19 protein-coding genes are annotated in these 19833 nt (G+C 49.0%); 16 read left to right on the plus strand and 3 right to left on the minus strand.

Annotated features, from left to right (window positions below):
• Window positions 1-6 precede the first annotated feature (6 nt).
• From E1919_RS01545 to E1919_RS01615, 15 genes are all read left to right on the plus strand, one after another.
• On the plus strand, window positions 7-1407 hold the full coding sequence (locus tag E1919_RS01545; protein WP_162051585.1) for a tetratricopeptide repeat protein: 1401 nt from the start codon (window positions 7-9) through the stop codon (window positions 1405-1407).
• 6 nt (window positions 1408-1413) lie between these two features.
• Window positions 1414-2187 carry a phosphosulfolactate synthase gene (locus E1919_RS01550; protein ID WP_162051586.1) on the plus strand — a complete coding sequence of 258 codons (774 nt, stop codon included), beginning with the start codon at window positions 1414-1416 and terminating at the stop codon, window positions 2185-2187.
• 110 nt (window positions 2188-2297) lie between these two features.
• Window positions 2298-3242, plus strand: coding sequence for a polyprenyl-phosphate transporter (locus E1919_RS01555; RefSeq protein ID WP_237143945.1), 945 nt, complete (start codon window positions 2298-2300; stop codon window positions 3240-3242).
• Window positions 3243-3259: 17 nt separating this feature from the next.
• Window positions 3260-4000, plus strand: coding sequence for a shikimate dehydrogenase family protein (locus E1919_RS01560; RefSeq protein ID WP_162051587.1), 741 nt, complete (start codon window positions 3260-3262; stop codon window positions 3998-4000).
• A gap of 98 nt (window positions 4001-4098) precedes the next feature.
• Complete coding sequence (locus E1919_RS01565; RefSeq protein ID WP_162051588.1) at window positions 4099-4500, plus strand: YkvA family protein; 402 nt, start codon at window positions 4099-4101, stop codon at window positions 4498-4500.
• Between the two features lie 391 nt (window positions 4501-4891).
• Complete coding sequence (locus E1919_RS01570) at window positions 4892-5467, plus strand: RNA polymerase sigma factor (protein WP_162051589.1); 576 nt, start codon at window positions 4892-4894, stop codon at window positions 5465-5467.
• Window positions 5451-7166: a hypothetical protein gene (locus tag E1919_RS01575; RefSeq protein ID WP_162051590.1), complete on the plus strand. Its 1716-nt coding sequence runs from the start codon at window positions 5451-5453 to the stop codon at window positions 7164-7166. The genes E1919_RS01570 and E1919_RS01575 overlap by 17 nt, the downstream gene beginning before the upstream one ends.
• A 365-nt stretch (window positions 7167-7531) precedes the next feature.
• Window positions 7532-7903, plus strand: a complete 372-nt coding sequence (locus E1919_RS01580; protein WP_162051591.1) for a hypothetical protein — start codon at window positions 7532-7534, stop codon at window positions 7901-7903.
• A 466-nt stretch (window positions 7904-8369) separates the two neighbouring features.
• Window positions 8370-9725, plus strand: coding sequence for a DUF4270 family protein (locus tag E1919_RS01585; RefSeq protein ID WP_162051592.1), 1356 nt, complete (start codon window positions 8370-8372; stop codon window positions 9723-9725).
• Between the two features lie 70 nt (window positions 9726-9795).
• Window positions 9796-10791, plus strand: a complete 996-nt coding sequence (locus E1919_RS01590; protein WP_237143946.1) for a Kelch repeat-containing protein — start codon at window positions 9796-9798, stop codon at window positions 10789-10791.
• Between the two features lie 171 nt (window positions 10792-10962).
• A complete protein-coding gene (gene uvrB, locus E1919_RS01595) occupies window positions 10963-12990 on the plus strand; it encodes an excinuclease ABC subunit UvrB (protein ID WP_162051594.1) in 2028 nt (675 codons plus the stop codon).
• Window positions 12991-13143: 153 nt separating this feature from the next.
• The gene (locus E1919_RS01600) at window positions 13144-13677 is read left to right on the plus strand and encodes a GNAT family N-acetyltransferase (protein ID WP_162051595.1); all 534 of its coding nucleotides are present in this window, start codon (window positions 13144-13146) and stop codon (window positions 13675-13677) included.
• Between the two features lie 201 nt (window positions 13678-13878).
• Window positions 13879-14151 carry a hypothetical protein gene (locus tag E1919_RS01605; RefSeq protein ID WP_162051596.1) on the plus strand — a complete coding sequence of 91 codons (273 nt, stop codon included), beginning with the start codon at window positions 13879-13881 and terminating at the stop codon, window positions 14149-14151.
• A gap of 235 nt (window positions 14152-14386) precedes the next feature.
• Entirely contained in the window at window positions 14387-15184 is a 798-nt protein-coding gene (locus tag E1919_RS01610) for a phytanoyl-CoA dioxygenase family protein (RefSeq protein WP_162051597.1), read from the plus strand.
• 92 nt (window positions 15185-15276) lie between these two features.
• On the plus strand, window positions 15277-16197 hold the full coding sequence (locus E1919_RS01615) for an SMP-30/gluconolactonase/LRE family protein (RefSeq protein ID WP_162051598.1): 921 nt from the start codon (window positions 15277-15279) through the stop codon (window positions 16195-16197).
• A gap of 16 nt (window positions 16198-16213) precedes the next feature.
• Here the strand turns inward: E1919_RS01615 and E1919_RS01620 are convergent, their stop codons facing one another.
• Window positions 16214-18421, minus strand: coding sequence for a B12-binding domain-containing radical SAM protein (locus tag E1919_RS01620; protein WP_162051599.1), 2208 nt, complete (start codon window positions 18419-18421; stop codon window positions 16214-16216).
• A gap of 331 nt (window positions 18422-18752) precedes the next feature.
• Between E1919_RS01620 and E1919_RS01625 the strand changes: the two genes are divergently transcribed.
• A complete protein-coding gene (locus tag E1919_RS01625; protein ID WP_162051600.1) occupies window positions 18753-19268 on the plus strand; it encodes a hypothetical protein in 516 nt (171 codons plus the stop codon).
• Window positions 19269-19350: 82 nt separating this feature from the next.
• Here the strand turns inward: E1919_RS01625 and E1919_RS01630 are convergent, their stop codons facing one another.
• Both E1919_RS01630 and E1919_RS01635 read right to left on the minus strand, forming a co-directional pair.
• Window positions 19351-19578 carry a DUF2798 domain-containing protein gene (locus tag E1919_RS01630; RefSeq protein ID WP_162051601.1) on the minus strand — a complete coding sequence of 76 codons (228 nt, stop codon included), beginning with the start codon at window positions 19576-19578 and terminating at the stop codon, window positions 19351-19353.
• Between the two features lie 50 nt (window positions 19579-19628).
• The gene (locus E1919_RS01635) at window positions 19629-19805 is read right to left on the minus strand and encodes a hypothetical protein (RefSeq protein ID WP_162051602.1); all 177 of its coding nucleotides are present in this window, start codon (window positions 19803-19805) and stop codon (window positions 19629-19631) included.
• Window positions 19806-19833 lie beyond the last annotated feature (28 nt).

Here is a 19833-nt window from a genome sequence, read left to right on the forward strand (position 1 = left end):
TTGGAGATGAAAGAAAATTTCGAAGAACATAACGAGGAACTGGAACTAATAAAGCGCTTCGAGCGGATGCTCGGCAGCAACGAGACTGTATTTTTCGACCTGACTGATTTTGAATACATTATAGATCATTATACCGCCAGCTTTGAATATAAGAAGGCGCTGGCAGCCTGTGATTCTGCCATTGCACAGTACCCCTTTTCTACCGAACTTCAGATTGATAAAGCGCAGTTACTGGCCATGGCAGGCAGCTTTGAAGATGCGCTCGTTCTGATTAACCAGGTAGCGGAGGTAGACCCGGAGAACGCAGATGTGCAGCTAACACGCGGCATTATTTTCACGCAGCGCGGGGAGTTCAGGGAGGCGATTGATTACTTCAAGAAAGCGCTGGCCTATGCCGAGGATGATCGGGATGATATCTACTTTAACATCGGCCTTGCCTACCAGACCTGGAGTAAGTTCAGTTCGGCTGTTAAGTACTATAAGAAGTGTATAGAGCTGAACCAGGAGAATGAGGCGGCGATGCAGGAAATACTGTATTGCCTTGATGCTACAAACACCATCAGCGAGAATGTGCCCTTTTTTCAGCAGTTTGTGGACAATGAGCCGTACTCGTCTGTTGCCTGGTTTAACCTGGGGAACGTTTATAACAAAATGGGCGCCTACGACAAGGCTATCGCTGCCTATGATTACGCTACCATTATTACACCCGACTTTATCACGGCCTACAACAACATGGCCAATGCACTCGTGTTCCTGGGTGATTTCCCCAAGGCCATTGACGCGTTTAATGCGATGGTGGAACACGGTTCGCCCACGGCAGAGGCATACTGCAATATTGGCGAGTGCTACGAAAAGCTGCAGCAGTGGGACCTGTCGCGCCGCTACTATCAGAAATCCGTGGATTTAGACCCAGAAATGGATGAGGCCTGGTTTGGCATCGGGATGATACTGGATGCGCAGGGCAAGTGGTATGAAGCGGTGCACTTCTTCAAAAAGGCGGTGGAGATGTATGACGACAGCGCCGATTACTGGGTAGCGCTTGCCGCCGCGGAGTATCATGTAGGCCATGTGGTGTCGGCTCTGGAGAGTTATGCGCGTGCCGCTGAGATCAGGCCCGACGACAAAGACATCTACCTGAACTGGTCCATCATCCTTTACGAGCAGGGCAACTTCGAGGAGGCTACCGATATAATTTTAAATGCGATAGAAATACAGCCTAAAGAGGCTGAACTGTATTATAGGGCCTGTGCCTACATGCTTTCGGCAGGAAAATACCGCGAAGCTTATAATTATCTGGAAAATGCGTTAATTTTGGACTTCGATAAGCATAAGCTGCTCTTCGAGTTCTTCCCTGAACTGGAGTCGCAACGCGCATTATCCCGATTAATTGATCAGTATCGCAAATAGAAGTAGATGAATTATTCGCTGAACAGCATTCCAGAGCGTGCGCCAAAGCCACGCGAGCGCGGCTATACCATGGCCATGGACAAAGGGTTAAGTATCCGGGAGGTAGAAGACTTCCTGGAGGTAGCCGCAGAGTATGTAGACATTGTGAAGTTGGGCTGGGCCACCTCGTATGTGGTGCCCAACCTGCAGAAAAAGCTGGATGTGTACAGAGCCGCCGGTATACCGGTATACTTTGGGGGCACGCTGTTTGAGGCCTTTATCGTGCGCAACCAGTTTGAGGACTACCGCCGTTTGCTCGATAAATACGAGATGACGTACGCAGAAGTGTCGGATGGCTCGCTCGAAATGGACCACGACGAGAAGTGCTCGTATATCCGGACACTATCCGAACAGGTAATCGTACTCTCAGAGGTGGGTTCCAAAGATGACCAGAAGATTATTCCACCGTATATGTGGATCAGGCTGATGCAGGCGGAACTGGATGCCGGTGCCTGGAAGGTAATTGGCGAAGCCCGTGAAGGCGGTAACGTCGGCTTGTTCCGTTCTACCGGTGAGGTGCGAAGCGGCCTGGTAGAAGAAATCCTGACCAAGATCCCTTTTGAGAAAATCCTGTGGGAAGCGCCGCAGAAGGCACAGCAGGTATGGTTTATTAAATTACTGGGTGCTAACGTAAATCTTGGTAACATTGCGCCAAGTGAAGTCATCCCGCTGGAAACAATCCGCTTAGGCCTGCGTGGCGACACCTTCAACCATTTCCTGGACATGGAAAAACCTTGCTAAAAAGATAAAGTGAAGCTCAGAACTATATAAATTAGTATATAAATTGCCCGTCGGTATGGCCGCACGGGCAATTTTGTTTTTAGCCGTCACTTAGAGCTATCATCACACTTATGCAAAGACGAAACTTAAGAGAATACCTTTTGCTTTTTACAAAAGGAGCAGGCATGGGCGCCGCTGACGTAGTGCCTGGGGTATCAGGCGGTACCATCGCCTTTATCACGGGCATTTATGAGGAACTGCTTGGGTCCATCCGTTCTATAGACGGTGAGGCTGTAAAACTGCTGCTGCGCTTCCAACTGGCAGACTTCTGGCGGCACATCAACGGGAGTTTCCTGGTGGTGCTGCTGGCAGGTATCGGCTTTTCTGTTGTTTCGCTCTCACGCGTTATCCTGTTTTTGCTGGAGAATTACCCCGAGATGCTGTGGTCGTTCTTCTTTGGCCTGATAGTGGCCTCGGCTTTGGTGGTGGGTAAAAAGATTGCCCGCTGGACCCCTGGAGTGATTTTGGTTGGCTTGGTAGGGGCAGCTATTGCTTATTATATCACTGTGGCAACGCCTACGCAAACGCCGGAGGCCTACTGGTTTATTTTCCTGTCCGGAGCCATCGCCATTTGTGCCATGATTCTGCCCGGCATTTCCGGTTCCTTTCTGCTGGTGCTGCTAGCAAAGTATGAGTTCATCCTGAATGCGGTGAAGGAGTTGCGGTTGAGCATCATCGCTGTGTTTGGATTAGGTTGCCTGGTAGGCATCCTGTCTTTCTCTCATGTGCTGAACTGGGCACTCAAAAACTACCACAGCGCCACGATAGCCCTGCTGACGGGTTTTATGGTGGGCTCTTTAAATAAGGTGTGGCCATGGAAGGAGACACTGGAAACATACACTGACCGCCACGGCGTAGTAAAGCCGCTGCTACAGGAGAACGTGCTGCCCGGCACCTACGAGTCCCTAGCAGGGCAGGAATCTTACCTGGGGTATGCCATTGTGCTGGCGATTTTCGGTTTCCTGCTCGTATACCTCATCGACCGCTTTACTGACGACGATACTGCAAGAGTATAATATTAAGTATAAACAGCATGCGCAAATTCGGACTTATCGGCAAAAAGCTTGGCCATTCCTTCTCTAAAAAGTACTTCACCCAAAAATTTGAGCGGGAGGGGATACAGGATGCGCAGTATGAGCTATATGAACTGCCGGAGGCACAAGCCCTGAACTTACTGCTCCAACAGGAGCCAGAATTGGCAGGGCTGAATATAACAGTGCCTTACAAGCAAGACGTGATTCCGCTGCTGGATGAACTGGATGAGGTGGCTGCGAAAATAGGCGCGGTAAACACCATCAGCATAAGCGGGGGCAAAACCAAAGGCTTTAACACCGACTATATCGGGTTTAAAAGTACATTAGAGGCATTTTATCCACAAGCCGTTCGGAAGCAGGCATTGGTATTGGGCACAGGCGGTGCCGCCAAAGCGGTATGGGCTGCCCTGGACGCGCTGCAGATTCCTTTCCGGTCTGTTTCACGCAACCCGAACCCGGCAAAGCAGGAGTTGGGATACGAGCAGCTGACACCGACTTTGCTCCAATCCCATAACCTTATTATCAACACCACCCCATTGGGTATGCACCCACATATAAATACTTTGCCTGACCTGCCCTACGAGGCGCTGACGGAGCAGCACTACCTATATGATTTAGTTTATAATCCTGAGCAAACACTTTTTCTGAAAGAAGGTGCCGCAGCTGGCGCTCAGACGTGTAATGGCCTCGATATGCTGTACCGACAGGCAGATGCTGCCTGGGCTATCTGGAACAGATAGCATGAAATAGTGCTATTTGCCTTCTCTTTAGTATGCTGATATGATGCAACTTTGTGCTGTACTGTTCTCGTAGAATGCCATAGAACAATACAGGACAGATGACACAATTAGACACCCTAAAGCAGAAAACACACGCAGTAAATACAGAAATCTACGCCTTATACCTAGCTTACCGCGATAGCCGTGTAGAATGGTATGTACGGATGCTGTTGGCCTTAGCCATTGGCTATGCAATAAGCCCTGTAGACCTGGTGCCGGACCTGACTCCCGTTTTCGGTTACCTGGACGATGTGGTTATTGTAGCGGCAGGGTTTAGGGTTTCGTATCAGCTGTTGACAAAAGAGGTGCGGCAGTATGCGCAATTTCGAGCTTATGAAGACATGAACAGTGATACCCCAACCTCTGCTTTTGCGCTAAAGATTGTGAGTTATGCCTGGCTGCTGCTGTTTTCACTGCTATTGGTGTTTTGCTACAAACTACTGCACATGCACACCCTATAAAAGTCAGAAGCATCAGAACAAAATTTTTTTCCTGTTACACTGGTAACTGAAATACTATGACGCGTTAATATTAATACTAACTCATACTATACTCCGAAAGAAAAGCCTCCTGCCCGGGAGGCTTTTTCATTTTCTTCAAATACAGTCTCTGAAGCACGAATAACAGGAGTGGTATCTCGTGTGATAAAAATTAGAATTACTTAAACAATATCCCTTTGGTGTTGTAACGGTAAATCAATTATTTTTCTATCTTTACAAAGGTTCTGGGGCGTTTTTATGGGCGTTATAGACAAGTATTCTGAAACTAAAAAAATATTTTCAGGTGCTTGCAACCATTCCGTCTCCACGGGAATCATGTGAGTGTGTAGGGCAAAAAATAAACAGGCAGTTTTTGAAGCTATTTACAAAACCTAAGTCAGATGAGGATAAACTCATAGAGGGGTGCATCGCGGGCAAACGCGAGATGCAACGGCTTCTGTATGATCTTTATTCAAAGAAAATGATGGTGGTTTGCCTGCGGTATGCCCCTACCACGTTTGAGGCTGAAGATATTATGCAAGAGGCGTTTGTGAAAGTGTTTTCCAACATCGGGAACTTTAAGCGGGACTGCCCGTTGGAGTTCTGGATCAGGAAAATCATGGTGAACACAGCGCTGAAGCACCTGCGCGGCAAACAACTGCTCACGGTGTCGCATGAGGCGGAGGAGGTAAATAACCTGGCCTCCGAGAGCTCCAGCCTAACAGGCTACTCTCTGGATGAACTGCTCAGCATGATCCAAAGCCTTGCTCCCCGCTACCGTATGGTGTTTAACCTCTATGCCATAGAAGGTTATAACCATAAAGAAATAGGGGAGATGCTGGATATTTCAGAGGGAACCTCTAAGTCACAGTATTCACGTGCGAGAGCCATACTGCAGGGTATGATCTCCCGCCAGGAAAAGAACTATAAGAATGTCATCAGCAGCTAACGATAAGCGCGGTAAACTCGAAGAAGAGTTTCAGAGCCGTATGTACGATGCTGAGACGTCGCCGTCTCAGCACCTTTGGGACCGTATAGACCATGAGCTTACGGTGCATGAAAATGGTGCGTATAAACAGCACGCGGCATTCTACCGGCAACTGGCCGCAGCCTGCATCACGCTCCTGCTGTTGGCAGGCGGTCTGGGTGCCTGGTATTTCAGCAGCCCCGCTGGCACGGAACAGCCGCTGGCCACCGTGGCACCTGCCACAAACCCTGGGCCGGCAGCTACTCTCAGCACCCCTTCTGAAGAAGCGGAAATGGCAGGCGCAGTAGCAGCTACTGCAACACCACCTGAACAGGCAGAACGAGAGGCGCCTGCTCATAGCTCAACAGAAATGAATCCTGTAGCACCGGCTCCTTCCACCCTGGCTGCCATTGCAGCTGCTTCCAACACCACATCGCGTACAAATACAGGCACATCAGCCGCGACTGCATTGCCTCAGTCTGATGCAGGAAGAGATTCAGTAGTAGAGATGGCTGCAGGTACTTTAACTGTAGCAGAACCTAAAACACCGGACGCAGTTGTAGAAACAGTAGAGAAAGAGAACTCACTCATCCTGAGCAGGTCTCTGAGGCAAACAATAGCCGCGCTGTCAGCTACTGAACAGCAGGCTGGCAACAGCCCTGCTTTGTTGCAACAGCCGTTTGCTGCCAAAGGGGCCGAGTTTAAGGCTACCGACGATTTCAGAAAGCTGAATGAGCAGGTGATGGCTCAGGCAAAGCGGATGGAGGAAGAGCAGAAAGCCAAGTTGCTTGCCTACAATGAAGCGGCAGCCAGTAAGAAAGATTCAGAAAAAGAGAAGAGTAAAGAGAGTAGCCGCTGGTCGCTGGGAATGGCTTATGCCCCCGGCTACTTCAACCAGAATATCGGATCTGCAGGTCAGGACATGAGTGCTGCCAGTGACCAGATGAGCCTGATGCCAAGTAGTTCATCTTCCGCTTCCATCTCTTCCCTCTATATGGAAGAAGCGCGCGAGGAGTATGCTGAGAATGCGGATCCCGGATTTTCTTTTGGATTCGAAGCAAAGACAGGCTTTAAGTTAGGCAAAAAGCTGAAACTGCTCACAGGGCTTGGATTTCTGCAAAACACAACGCGTTCCAGGTCCAGTTATATGGTGCAGGAGTATATGGGGAACACCTACGCGAGAGGCTTCCATTCCAGCGGGCCTTCTACTGTGTTCGTGCCTTCTATCAGTTCTAACTTCGCTGCAGATTCTTTGTATGTAGCCAAAACACCAGAGTACAAGGTGAATCAACGCCACCGTTTCCTTACAGTGCCCGTAGGGCTGCAGTATGAGGGTAACATGGGCAAAAACTGGTTCTGGTATGGAGGAGCAGGCGTTGCTGCCAACATACTCGTGCAGACGACTATACTGGCATCTTCTGCTGAGGTGGAGGACGTGGCTTATGACCTGAAGGACGATTCTCCTTTCCGAAGGCTGCAGTGGTCCGGCAATGTATCCGGGGGAGTAGGCAAGCGTTTGGGCGGTAACATGTCGGTTACTGTGGGGCCCGAGTTCAGGAGTTACTTCAAAACGCTTCTGGCGGAGCCGGAGAATGCCCCATTACCACAGGGCAGACCTTACGCGGTGGGCCTGAACATGGCCGTGAACTATGAATTGAATGCCGGGAAAAAAAGCAGGTAATTTTTATAGCCATGCAACCCTTTCGGCAAAAGCCGGGTCATCCAGATGAACACTTAACAACTACAACATAGCTGCTACTAACATGAATGCCATCCGCGATGTTTTTACTGCACTAAGCATTGTATTGCAACAGAATATGTACGGCTGGTATGTGCTCCTGGGGCTCTTGTTCTTAACACTGCTTGTTTAGTTCAGAAACGCACCCTCGAACATAGATTTTTATTTACCCGCTCTAACCTCTATTAGCTATGAAACACTCCGCTCTATACTTAATAAGCTATGAAAAAACTGCCTGTTAGGTTGTGGTGCCCCAAAAGGGTGCCACGCCTGGTAGCAGTAAAAGATGCCTTAGTCAAAACAAAACCATGAAAAGCTTCCTCTGTATCGTGATTCTTTACCTCTGCCTGTCGATGCTGGTGGTGAGCTGCTCGGAGAGTGATCCGGCTCCTACCTGCATGCAGGCAGAGGTAATAGGTCCCGACAACTGCCAGAACGGATGGTATATCCTGAAACTGAAGGATGACGCCACCTTAGCCGGGAGCCAGAGCAACCATTACATTGGGCAACTGCACGGAGGGTATGTAACTACCCGAAACCTGCCGGAGGAATACCGGCAGGAAGGGCTCCAGTTGAAGCTGTCTCTGGAACTGGATGAGGAGCCGACCCAGATTTGCCCTGCTATTTATGTGATATACCCGGCAGTCAGGGTGGTGCGCGTATGCGGACAGGCCAGTTGATTTATAAAAGATTTACCTTCAGTCTTATTGTTAGTACCTATTGTTTGTTGATTAAAAATGGTTGATTAAAGCAGGAGGCCTGTCATTTTTTGGCAGGCCTTTCTGCTTCCGTTAACAGTAGGAGGGCAGCAACGGTGGTTCTGCGAAGGCGTGCTGTTTAAGGCTGGGAATGACAGGTGAAATATATAGCAATGAGCCTCAACTTTAAGGCCGTACCTGTGCAATATCTTGTGCCAAAGGAAGTTTAGTATAGGACATTATCTTTCTGATAGCGAAAATATAGTGTTATATTTGAGGCCGGGAAAAGTAAATTCTTAATAAAAACGTTTTGTGGCGGTTTTCTTAAGGTATTTTATTTGCTAGTCAGCAGCTACTAACTGAGCCTGAAATAAATAGGATTTCAGTGCCCGCCGCATTGTCTTATTATCAAATTAGAAGAAAAATCTGTTTACAACAGTATTAACCTATGCAATTTTTAAGTAGAAGCGCAATCCTGCGAAACAAAATAACGCTGTTCCTTTGCTGCTGCCTGGCGCTTGCCTCCTGCGAAGATCCCAATGAATTGGGCGTGGGACTGGTGGATGACAACATTGCCGGCATATTCACAGATACTCTGACAGTAAACGTTTCGACGGTATACCTTGACTCGGTAGCAACATCAGGACAAAACACGATGCTGGTAGGCCAGTTTTCTGCGCCTTACAGCGGCACACTAGAGGCAAATTCATTGTTCCAGCTTGGCCTGGGCAGCGTATGGAACGTTGCTGAAAATGCCACCTATGATTCTCTTCAACTGATTGTGCCTTTAAGCGGCTACTACTATGGGGATACCACACAGGCACAGACCCTGGCGTTTTACAGGCTTACGAGCGACATACAGGCAAGAAGGCTCAGCCCTTATTTCTTTAATGAAGAGCCTGCCTCTGTCTTATATGCTGATAACGCGCTTTATAACATCAGCAGAACTGATGCCGCACCAGAGCCTTTTAGTTCTTTTACATTTACACCACGGCCGGTAAGCAAAGACACCCTCGCTATTCCGCTGTCCGATGAGTTGGGCCAGGAGTGGCTTGACCTGAAGAAAGCAGGCGACAGCAGGCTGGGAGATGCCACTAATTTCCTGAACTACTTTAAGGGCTTCAAAGTAGCAAGCACGGAGGGAAGCGCCGTGTTAGGCTATGCGTTGGGTGGTGCAAGGGTACGCCTGTATTATTCTGAAACAGTAGACGGTACGCTGACTGCGAAAACGAAAGACTTTACTGTTTCCAATGCCAACTTGCAGTACAATCAAATAGAAACAGACTTAGAAGGTACTGCGTTGGAAGGCGTAACGCGCAGTGGTGGAGCGGTACCGGCGGCACAAACAGGCAATATAAGCGTAACGCAGGCTGGTGCTGGTCTCATGGTAAAACTGGAATTCCCCTACCTGAACGATCTGAGAAGCCAGTTGATGCCTGACCTGATTAACCGTGCAGTACTGGTGGTGGAGCCGCTGAGCAATACGACACAATATCCCTATCCTGCTCCTGCTATGCTGTCGCTGTACAGTGCAAACAGGGCAAATGTGCCGTTTAGCCCACTCCTGCTTAACCCGCTCAATCCCAACAGTCCAGGGCTGACGGCAACTTACCAGGAAACCAACAACCGGTATGAGTTTGACCTTACCCCCTATATTATTCAGCAGCTAAAAACGGAAAACACGAGAGGTAATGCGTTGTTTCTGGCACCTCCGGTTGCTGCTTACATACAGAGCGTGAGCAGGTTGGTTGTGGGCGGGCCGCAGAGTGTTAAATTAAGACTTTACTATACTACAATTAAATAAGAATTACTGGGCTATGACAATCATTTATAAAAACATGCGCCTGTTAACGAGCATATTTCTCATGTTAACCATGTGCATGTTTGCATCCTGCGGCGACAGCGAAGACGTTCTGCCTGGTAACTGGACACGAGAGTCTAACTTTGCCGGAACAGCGCGCACCGGTGCCGTTGCCTTCACCATCGACGGAAGGGCATATGTAGGCACAGGCTCTGATGGTACAAATCGCTTGAATGATTTCTGGCAGTACAACCCGGAAAGTGATGCGTGGGTCAGAATGGCTGATTTCCCTGGTGTGGCCCGAAGCGGCGCAGTGGGTTTTGCTGCAAACGGCAAAGGCTACATTGGCACCGGCTACGACGGCACAGACAATCTGAGTGACTTCTGGGAGTTTGACCCGGCTACGAATACCTGGACACAAATTGCCGATTTCCCGGGTACTGCCCGCTTTGGCGCTGTTGCCATGACGCTAGAAAACAAAGGCTATTTGGCTGCCGGCTATGACGGTAGCTACCGCAAAGATTTCTGGCAGTATGACCCAGCGACCGCTGTTTGGACAGAAAAAACGGAATTATCCGGCGCAAGGCGCGTAAACGGGTATGCTTTTGTTGTAGACGGCAAGGGCTATATTGGCGGAGGCCTCAACAACGGTATTCTGGAAGCTGACATAATGGAATATAGCCCCGCCACAGACACCTGGCGCAACCTGCGAAGCCTGACTTCATCTGAACGCTCAGGCACAGCGGGTACAGACTTTCCTTCGCCGCGAACCAATGCCACTGTTTTTGTATCAAACAATAGGGCTTATCTGCTGGGAGGAACAAATGTTACGAGAGTAGCAACAGATAATTTTCAGTCTAACCCAACGAATGCTGCAGCGCAAAACGATGCATGGGAATATAACCCTGCTACCGATACATGGCGCGCGTTGAGTGGTGCTACCCGTGCCGCCAGCAGAGAGAGTGCTGTTGCATTTTCTATAGGCGACGTTGGGTATATTGGTTTAGGCCGTAACGGAACCACGCGGTCCAGCGAAATCTGGCAGTATGAGGTTAGGAACGACGACTAAGCTTTTGCTCTTGTGTATATAACAGCAAAGCCTGCCCTTACCGGAGCAGGCTTTGCTGTTTTTGCGCTTCCTGTTACTGCGTATGCAATTGGCTATGACTATAGCAAAAGCGTAAACTTACTGCCTGCTCTTTGTGTTGTAGTATATCTATCATATCCGTAAAAAAGACGAATGGATTTTCAGCTAACATCAGAATTTAAACCAACCGGCGACCAGCCGAAAGCCATACAACAACTTACCCAAGGCATCACGAATGGAGAGCCGGTGCAGGTGCTTTTAGGTGCCACCGGTACCGGTAAGACCTTTACCATGGCTAACGTGATGCAGAATGTGAACAAACCTACGCTGGTGCTGTGCCACAACAAAACACTGGCAGCCCAGCTTTACGGGGAGTTCAAGCAGTTTTTTCCTAACAATGCGGTAGAATACTTTATCTCATACTACGACTATTACCAGCCGGAGGCATACATTGCTTCTTCGGATGTGTTCATAGAAAAAGATTTAGCGATAAACGAAGAAATAGAAAAGCTGCGGCTGCATACTACCTCCGCGCTGCTCTCGGGCCGCCGCGATATTGTGGTGGTGGCGTCGGTGTCCTGTATCTACGGTATCGGTAACCCGGAGGAGTTCGGGAAGAATGTGCTGTACCTTGCCCCCGGCCAGCGCTACAGCCGCAACAACCTTTTATATACTTTTGTGCAGATTCTGTACAGCCGCACCGAAGCGGAGTTCACACGTGGAACATTCCGGGTGAAAGGCGATACCGTGGATATCTTCCCGGCCTATGCAGACTTCGCTTACCGCCTTTATTTCTTCGGAGACGAACTGGAGGCGATCCACCGCATCGATCCGCAATCCGGCAAAAAGCTGTCGGATGAGAAGGCGATTTCGCTGTACCCGGCCAACCTCTTCGTAACCGGCAAAGACACGCTGCACCAGGCCATCAACGAAATTCAGTTTGACATGGTGGCGCAGCACGAGTACTTCCTGAAGGAAGATAGGCCGGCAGAAGCCAAGCGCATCAAAGAGCGCACCGAGTTTGACCTGGAGATGATCCGTGAGTTGGGCTACTGCTCGGGCATCGAGAACTACTCCCGCTACTTCGACCGCCGCGCCCCGGGTGCACGGCCCTTCTGCTTGCTCGACTACTTCCCTGACGACTTTATGATGGTGATTGACGAGAGCCACGTAACAGTGCCGCAGGTGCGCGCCATGTGGGGCGGCGACCGCTCGCGCAAAGTAGCCTTGGTAGAATATGGCTTCCGTTTGCCTGCCGCCATGGATAACCGCCCGCTCACCTTCAACGAATTTGAAAGTATGATGCACCAGGTAGTGTTCGTGAGTGCCACACCCGGCGACTATGAGATACAGAAATCAGAAGGCGTGATTGTGGAGCAGATTATCCGGCCAACTGGCCTGCTGGACCCTGTGATAGAGGTGCGGCCAAGCACCAACCAGGTAGATGATTTGCTGGATGAGATAGACGAGCGCGTAAAAGAAGGGGCACGCGTGCTGGTTACTACCCTGACCAAGCGCATGTCCGAAGAGTTGACCAAATACCTGGAGCGCCTTAACATAAAAGCAAAGTACCTGCACTCGGAGGTGAAGACGCTGGACCGGGTCGAGATTCTGCGGGAACTGCGCCTGGGCGTGATAGATGTGCTGGTGGGTGTAAACCTGCTGCGTGAGGGGCTCGACCTGCCGGAAGTAAGTCTGGTGGCGATACTGGATGCCGACAAAGAAGGCTTCCTGCGCGACCAGCGCTCGCTGATACAGACGATGGGAAGGGCCGCCCGTAACGAGAAAGGCAAAGTGATCATGTATGCCGACCGCATGACGGGCTCTATGCAGCGTGCGATTGACGAGACAAACCGCCGCCGTGCCACGCAGATGGCTTACAACGAAGAACATGGCATTACGCCACGCACCATACTCAAATCGAATGACGAGGTCTTCGAGCAGAGAGCCGCAGCCGACGGGAAAGGAAGGGATGTGAAAATGTATGCCGGGGCAGAAGGAGTGTCTCTTGCTGCTGAACCTGTAATACAGATGATGAAGCGCGACGAACTCGAAAAACTCATCAAAAAAACAGAAAAGCAAATGGAAGCCGCCGCCAAAGACCTCGACTTTTTACAGGCAGCCAAGTACAGAGATGAGTTAACAGAGCTAAAGAACCTGTTGAAAACAAAGCGGGAGTAGCAGTAGATTTTATTTTAGTTAGTAAGAAAGCGGAACGATGCACCTTTAGGGAATATCGTTCCGCTTCTTATTTTAAGGATGAGTTGCCGGATGCTTAATCTTATCGGTTTATCGTTTCCTAAAGAGCGTTATCTTCACAACTAAAAAGAACACATGCCTTTTTCTGATTCAAATATTTTTACGTTTCGTGCCGGAACCCATGAGGATGCCGCTTTACTGGCTGACTTAGGCTGGCGCACATTTGAGGAATCCTTTGCCGCCCACAACAAGCCTGAAGACATGAGCGCTTTTCGGCCTACCATGTACAGTCCCGAACTACAGGCCGCTGAGTTAGCCGACCCCACAACAGATTTCATACTTGTTGAGGTGGCAGGAGAGGCCATAGCATACCTGAAACTCAACAAGGGTCCGGCTCCAGAAGCCATTCAGGCGGAGCGCCCGCTTCAGATTAACCGCCTCTACATCACCAGCGCCTGGACAGGCCGCGGCTTGGGTGACCAACTCATGCAACTGAGTTTAGAAAAAGCCCTGCAGCAAAACCATGATGTGGTGTGGCTAACGGTGTGGGAGCACAACGAAAGGGCCAAGCGGTTTTATTTAAAATATGGCTTCAGGGAAGTAGGCGAACTGGAGTTTATACTTGGCCAGGACGTGCAGCGCGATTTATATATGCAGCGGGAGGTTTAGTTCTAGCAGGCTATCTTAAGTTGTTTCACTAAGTTTCTTATATTGTAGATAGCTTACATACTGATGGTATTTATGATTGCTTAAGATTTTGATAACATAATTAAACAGCTACCATCTAGCAAATCTTTTAGAGTGGCTTAGCGGTCTTATGACAAGCCATTGTGTATAAACTGAATAGAAGAAATGATCTAAGCATCGACAATGAAGTTAATTGACCATCGACGTAATATCCAACGAAGTGCTGACGCCTATACGAAGGATTTAGTTAATGATAGATTAGTTGGCACTTTAATAAATCATTTAAAACATGATTTTATAGGAGTAAGATTTAATGCACAAAATAGAACAACTGTAAAAGAAATTATTTCCTTACTTTTTGAGGCTCAAAATAAACGACCATTCTTCCATATAGAAGGAACAGAGTTGCCCTTGTGTTGGAATAGACCAGCAGATTGGGATTGCGACTATATATAATATGAATGGGGACATCTATTATCTAAAAATCAAAATCCCCAAAATTATAGTAGCATAGAAAATTTAGGCCTTTATTCAGCAAGATGTAATCAACATATTCAAAGTAGTCTTAATATTCAAGAACTAATGGTTTACGGGGAACTACTAGCCCAAAGAATTTCTAATGTTTTGCTCAGAAGACGACTTTTATTTGAGTCAGAAGACTGGAAGAAGCTATTACTAACTTTTAAAGAAAATGACAGCAGCACTGAATGCGGCGCACATAAGGCAGTTCATAGATGAAGGTTATGTCATTTTGGATAATGCTTTCTCTCCTGAGTTAGCTGAGCAAGGCCGCCGCCTGCTGTGGAAAGATACGGGTTGCAGCCCTGGTGATCCATCTACCTGGACACAACCTGTTATCCGCCTTGGTGATTATGCGCAGGAACCTTTCAGAAAAGCGGTGAATACTCCTTTGCTTCATGTTGCTTTCAATCAATTGGTCGGGGAAGGAAGATGGCTGCCCCGCAATAGCCTTGGAACATTCCCTGTTCGCTTTCCCGGTCCTGATGAACCAGGTGACACTGGGTGGCATGTAGATGCCAGCTTTCCGGGAGAAGAGCCCGGTAACTTTCTTGAATGGCGGGTTAATGTGAATTCAAAAGGAAGGGCTCTGCTCATGTTATTCCTTTTCTCTGATGTAGGAGAGAAAGATGCACCCACAAGAGTTCGTATAGGCTCTCACCTTGATGTGGCGCAGTTGTTAGCACCGGCAGGAGATGCGGGTATATCGGTTACAGAACTGGCACAGAAGCTGAATGTTACTGCTAACAGACAAGAAGTATTAGCTACAGGAAAGGCCGGAACCGTTTATCTCTGCCATCCTTTTCTGGTACATGCGGCTCAGCCTCACTGTGGCACGACCCCACGCTTTATGGCACAACCACCCCTTTTAACAGCAAAAGAGTTTAGCCTTCATCGCCCGGATGGTGACTATTCGCCGGTGGAAACGGCAATCCGTAGAGGAATACAAGTACAACCGTACAACTATTAGCTGAAAAAAGAGTAGCTTAGGTCAAGGCAGATAAACTATACAGGCTGTCGCAACAATACAGTAAAATCATATTCATACGTTATATACCCTATATGAAGCAGCACATAGTTAACATCGCATGCCTGAGCGCCGCACTCATCCTGTTTCTGCCGGTGCTGGTTTCAGCGCAAATCACAGACAAAACGTCCATTGTAGCCAAAGGAGCACAGCTTGAAAAGCTTGGCGATGGCTATACCTTTACGGAAGGTCCGGCAGTGGACGCTGAAGGGAATGTATTCTTCACCGATCAGCCAAACGACAAGATCCTTCGCTGGTCGGCAAGTACTGGTGATATCACTACGTTCTCTGATAAAACTGGCCGCGCCAATGGGCTGTACTTTGATAGTAAGGGCAACTTAATTGCTGCTGCAGATGAGAACAACCAGCTTTGGTCCTTCGATAAATCCGGGGAACCCACTGTACTTATTTCTGATTATGAAGGAAAGTTACTTAACGGGCCAAACGACATGTGGATCACGCCTGAGGGTGGTATGTTCATCACCGATCCGCTGTACAAGCGGAACTACTGGACACGCGACCCAGAAATGCAGCAGGATGGCCAGCACCTGTACTACCTAAGCCCTGACCGTAGTCAGATTCGCCGAGTAGACGAGACCCTTCAGCAACCAAACGGAATCATAGGCACGCCAGACGGAAAGAAGCTGTATGTGGCTGACATAGGAGCAGGCAAAACTTACGTCTACGATATCGGGGAAAACGGTACCCTATCCAACAGAAATCTTTTTGCGCCCATGGGATCGGACGGCATGACTATCGACAACGAAGGAAATATTTACCTCACCGGAAAAGGCGTGACTGTTTTCAACAAAGAAGGTGAGCAGATTGCTCAAATTCCTATTGATGAAGATTGGACAGCCAATATCACTTTTGGCGGCAAAGACCGCAAAACGCTTTTCATAACAGCTATGGATTCGGTTTACGGGTTGAAGATGAAGGTGAAAGGTGTAAAATAGCAACCAGTAAAGTTTACTACAGAAGCAGCAGTCCTTTTTCGCGTAGTTCAACCCAGCTTGGTGAATTGAGAAACTCGGCAAAGGAAAGGTGGGCGTCTGCCGGAAAGCTTTCTTCCAGTTGCTTTAGAAGCACCGCTTCTGTGTTGTCCGGGTTTACTTTTTGCAGCACGTCAAATACCCACTGCCCGATGTTGGCAGTTGTCTTCACCTGGAAGTCCTCTCCTTTTTCGTAGAAGGTCAGCATACAGCGCTCAATGGTCTGGCCTTTTTTGGCAATCATGGTAAACTCTATCTCCGGTTGGTTACCCAGCCACAGCACACGGGCGTTGCGGCGCTCGGCGTCAGGCTTTGGCTCCTGCTGAATGGCTTTATAAATCAGGTCAGATCGGAGCTTAACACGTGGAACCTTATAATCAAACCAGAAGGAAAGCGGTTGCTCTAAGCCAATGCCGTGCATGTAGTTATAAATGGCCTTTGCCAGTCCCTGCCCGAACAGCTCATGATCGGTGCCGATCGGGTCGTCGTGCCAGAGGTCGTTGTTTGCGAAAGGCCCTTCCTTAGGTCCGACTTTCACCACACCATACTTTTCCGGACTCTTACCCACCGGGCTATGCGCCGTCATACTGAAGCGGTGCCAGTAACCGGATTGTATCACGTTGTTCACAAAAAGCTGCCGCACTACCTCCAGCGAGTCAATGGTTTCCTGGGCCGTCTGCGTCGGGAAGCCATACATGAGGTACGCGTGCACCATAATGCCTGCCTGCGTAAAGGCATCTGTTACTCGGGCCACCTGATCGATGCTTACTCCTTTTTCCATCAGTTGCAGCAGCCTATCAGAGGCTACTTCCAGGCCGCCCGACACGGCAATACAGCCGGAGGCAGCCAGCAGGCGGCAAAGGTCCGGCGAGAAAGTTTTTTCGAAGCGGATGTTTCCCCACCACGAGATCTTCACACCCCGCCGAATCAGCTCAATGGCCATATCGCGGAGTGGGGCAGGAGGGGCCGCCTCGTCTACAAAATGGAAGCCGGTTTGCCCTGTTTGCGCTATGATCTGCTCTATGCGATCTACCAGCAAGGTGGCCGGCGCCACTTCGTAACGGTTGATGTAGTCTAAGGTAATATCACAGAAAGAGCAGCGCTTCCAGTAGCAGCCGTGGGCAATGGTCAATTTGTTCCAGCGGCCGTCGCTCCAGAGGCGGTGCATCGGGTTAATGACGTCTATCACGGAGAGGTAATCGGGCAGGCGCAGGTCACTGTAATCGGGAGTGCCGGTTTCAGTGTGCGGCACGTTGGGATCGGTGCAGTTGTTCATGTACTGCACCTCACCTTCCTGTAGCAGGAAGGTGCGCTGCAACTGGTCCTGCGGGCGCTGCCCCTGCAGGTGCTCCAGCAGTTTCAGCCACGGTCCTTCGCCATCATCCAGCGTCACAAAGTCAATGTACTGGAACAGGCGCGATTCCTGCAGGCTGCGCAGCTCTGTGTTGGGGTAGCCGCCTCCCATGGCGGTTTTAATATGTGGATACTTCTGTTTGATATACTGCGCCATCCGGAGGCCGCCATACAGGTTACCGGGGAACGGAATGGAGAAGCCCACAATGTCAGGCTGTATTGCCTGCAGCCGCTCTTCCAGCAGCTGCAGCAGTATATCATCTACCAGGTTCGGCGTTTCCTGGAGCGCCTCCTCTAGCGGGTCAAAGTGCGTAGCCGACATCGCAAGGCTATCGGCGTAGCGACTAAAGGCAAAGTAAGGGCATACGGTTTCCTTTATCAGGTCGCCGAGGTCCTCCAGGTATAGGGTGGCCAGGTAGCGAGCCCTGTCCGTAATCCCCATGCTGCCGAAGGCCCAGTCAATGTCCTCCACCACCTGGTCGAAGCGCGATGCCTCCGGCAGAAAACGACTGAATGAAATCTGCTGCGCCAGTGTGTTATCCTTGTTCTGCAAAAAGTGGATAACTGGCTCTATCGTCTGAAAATACTCGCGCTTGAGGCGCAGCATCCGCCGGGTGTTATCAGAAAGTTCATAGTCACCTGCCTCTATGGCTCCGAATATCTGCTGCAGCCCCTTTCTGGTGAACATTCGTAACACAAGCTCAATGCCCATATCAGCCTGCGTCACCTGGTATCCGCGTCCCGTTAAAAAGCCCTTTAAGTAGGCTGTAGCAGGATAAGGAGTATTGAGTTGTGTAAGCGGGGGCGTAATGAGCAGTATAGTAGGCTTTTCCAAAATTGATTCGGTGTTTGAATGGTAAAGTGCGGGGCGTAAACCCAAAGGCAAAACTACATATTAAAGTGCAATTCTAATACGTTTGCTGCCCTTGCAACAGCTGGAATGTTTTAGGGGTTCAACGTGTGTAAAACATGTTGAGAAATGGCATATTTGTGTTGATATATAGGTAAATAACTATGTTTTATTAAAAATTTTATATAATATAAAATAGTGTATATTTGTTGTATTCAAAAGAATGCTTTAAAAGTGATACTGGTCCATTGCCCCGGTTCAAACTTATTAAACCACCACAACCACCCTTATCATGAATTCCTGGAAAAACTTACAAATGATAGTAACAGTTGTCCTGCTGGCTCTGGCAGCTGCTTGCTCGCTTTTTGAGCAGAATGTAGAGGTGCTGCAGACATTTGAGCTCCGTATTGATCAACCTGCTGACGCCGCTGTGCAGTTTTCTGTACAGAAAGATGTACACACCAACACAGAGCAGGTGCAGAAGTATGCCAATGATATAGATGCCTTCGTCATCAGAAAGATAAGTTATAAGGTGAAAGACTTTGCGGGAAGTGAAGCGCCTTTTGTTTCTGGTACGATAGAATTTGCCCCATCCGGCAGCAATGATTTTACCATGCTTAGCGGCATTACCGGCTCAAACCTGAAGGAAATGGCGGAGCAGGAGCAGGAAAGCACCATTGTGTTGCCCGATAAGACAGTAGAAGAGAAGCTAACTGAACTGTTACGCATGGGCAGCCCTGTTACGTTCCGCTTAAACGCTGTTACAGACAATAACCCTGTTGCTGCCACGCTTGTGGTAAACATCGACGCACTCATGACGGTAGAGATGTAAACTCTCTATCAGTGCTTTAAACCCTAAAAGCAAAAGCCTGCAGGTATTATCTGCAGGCTTTTTTGTATAGTGCCGGTTCTTGTTACCACTTAGTTACCCTGTTCACGCCATTGTTTACGGCTGGTACAATGGCCAGCTTCGTAACCGAAACCATCACGAAGAACACAAAGAAGCTGCGCAGCCACCGGAAAATAAAGTCAGAGGTGAACCCAAAGACATAAATCTCTAAAGCAGAAGCCAAAAGCAGGCTGATAATGGCTATCAGCATCAGCTGGCGTTTGAGCTGCGGTGTCAGGAGCTGTTTTTTCATATATAATTTTTACCAGCGCAATTTACCGCATAGGACACCACATTAAAAAATCAGGAGTGGCCTTTTTCCGCTTCCTCCTCTTCTTTCCCCTTGTTGCTTCTGGCGATTTCCTGCTCTGTTTCGGTTTGTGGCGGAGGAGTCGGCTTGCCCTGTTTTACTCTTTCCACATCCGACGAATCATCCTTTGTTGTCTCCTGCATCGGAGTCTTATGCTTGTTCTCTTTCATATCGTTTTTTTGTTAAAAGCTTTACTTG

Source organism: Pontibacter pamirensis (assembly GCF_010015475.1).
GTDB classification, from domain to species: Bacteria; Bacteroidota; Bacteroidia; order Cytophagales; family Hymenobacteraceae; genus Pontibacter; species Pontibacter pamirensis.

Bases quoted from the DNA above. Each gene is read 5' to 3' on its own strand.
- E1919_RS01545 (WP_162051585.1), top strand. From the start codon at position 7: ATGAAAGAAAATTTCGAAGAACATAACGAGGAACTGGAACTAATAAAG.
- E1919_RS01550 (WP_162051586.1), top strand. From the start codon at position 1,414: ATGAATTATTCGCTGAACAGCATTCCAGAGCGTGCGCCAAAGCCACGC.
- E1919_RS01555 (WP_237143945.1), top strand. From the start codon at position 2,298: ATGCAAAGACGAAACTTAAGAGAATACCTTTTGCTTTTTACAAAAGGA.
- E1919_RS01560 (WP_162051587.1), top strand. From the start codon at position 3,260: ATGCGCAAATTCGGACTTATCGGCAAAAAGCTTGGCCATTCCTTCTCT.
- E1919_RS01565 (WP_162051588.1), top strand. From the start codon at position 4,099: ATGACACAATTAGACACCCTAAAGCAGAAAACACACGCAGTAAATACA.
- E1919_RS01575 (WP_162051590.1), top strand. From the start codon at position 5,451: ATGTCATCAGCAGCTAACGATAAGCGCGGTAAACTCGAAGAAGAGTTT.
- E1919_RS01580 (WP_162051591.1), top strand. From the start codon at position 7,532: ATGAAAAGCTTCCTCTGTATCGTGATTCTTTACCTCTGCCTGTCGATG.
- E1919_RS01585 (WP_162051592.1), top strand. From the start codon at position 8,370: ATGCAATTTTTAAGTAGAAGCGCAATCCTGCGAAACAAAATAACGCTG.
- E1919_RS01590 (WP_237143946.1), top strand. From the start codon at position 9,796: ATGTGCATGTTTGCATCCTGCGGCGACAGCGAAGACGTTCTGCCTGGT.
- uvrB (WP_162051594.1), top strand. From the start codon at position 10,963: ATGGATTTTCAGCTAACATCAGAATTTAAACCAACCGGCGACCAGCCG.
- E1919_RS01600 (WP_162051595.1), top strand. From the start codon at position 13,144: ATGCCTTTTTCTGATTCAAATATTTTTACGTTTCGTGCCGGAACCCAT.
- E1919_RS01605 (WP_162051596.1), top strand. From the start codon at position 13,879: ATGAAGTTAATTGACCATCGACGTAATATCCAACGAAGTGCTGACGCC.
- E1919_RS01610 (WP_162051597.1), top strand. From the start codon at position 14,387: ATGACAGCAGCACTGAATGCGGCGCACATAAGGCAGTTCATAGATGAA.
- E1919_RS01615 (WP_162051598.1), top strand. From the start codon at position 15,277: ATGAAGCAGCACATAGTTAACATCGCATGCCTGAGCGCCGCACTCATC.
- E1919_RS01625 (WP_162051600.1), top strand. From the start codon at position 18,753: ATGATAGTAACAGTTGTCCTGCTGGCTCTGGCAGCTGCTTGCTCGCTT.
- E1919_RS01630 (WP_162051601.1), bottom strand. From the start codon at position 19,578: ATGAAAAAACAGCTCCTGACACCGCAGCTCAAACGCCAGCTGATGCTG.
- E1919_RS01635 (WP_162051602.1), bottom strand. From the start codon at position 19,805: ATGAAAGAGAACAAGCATAAGACTCCGATGCAGGAGACAACAAAGGAT.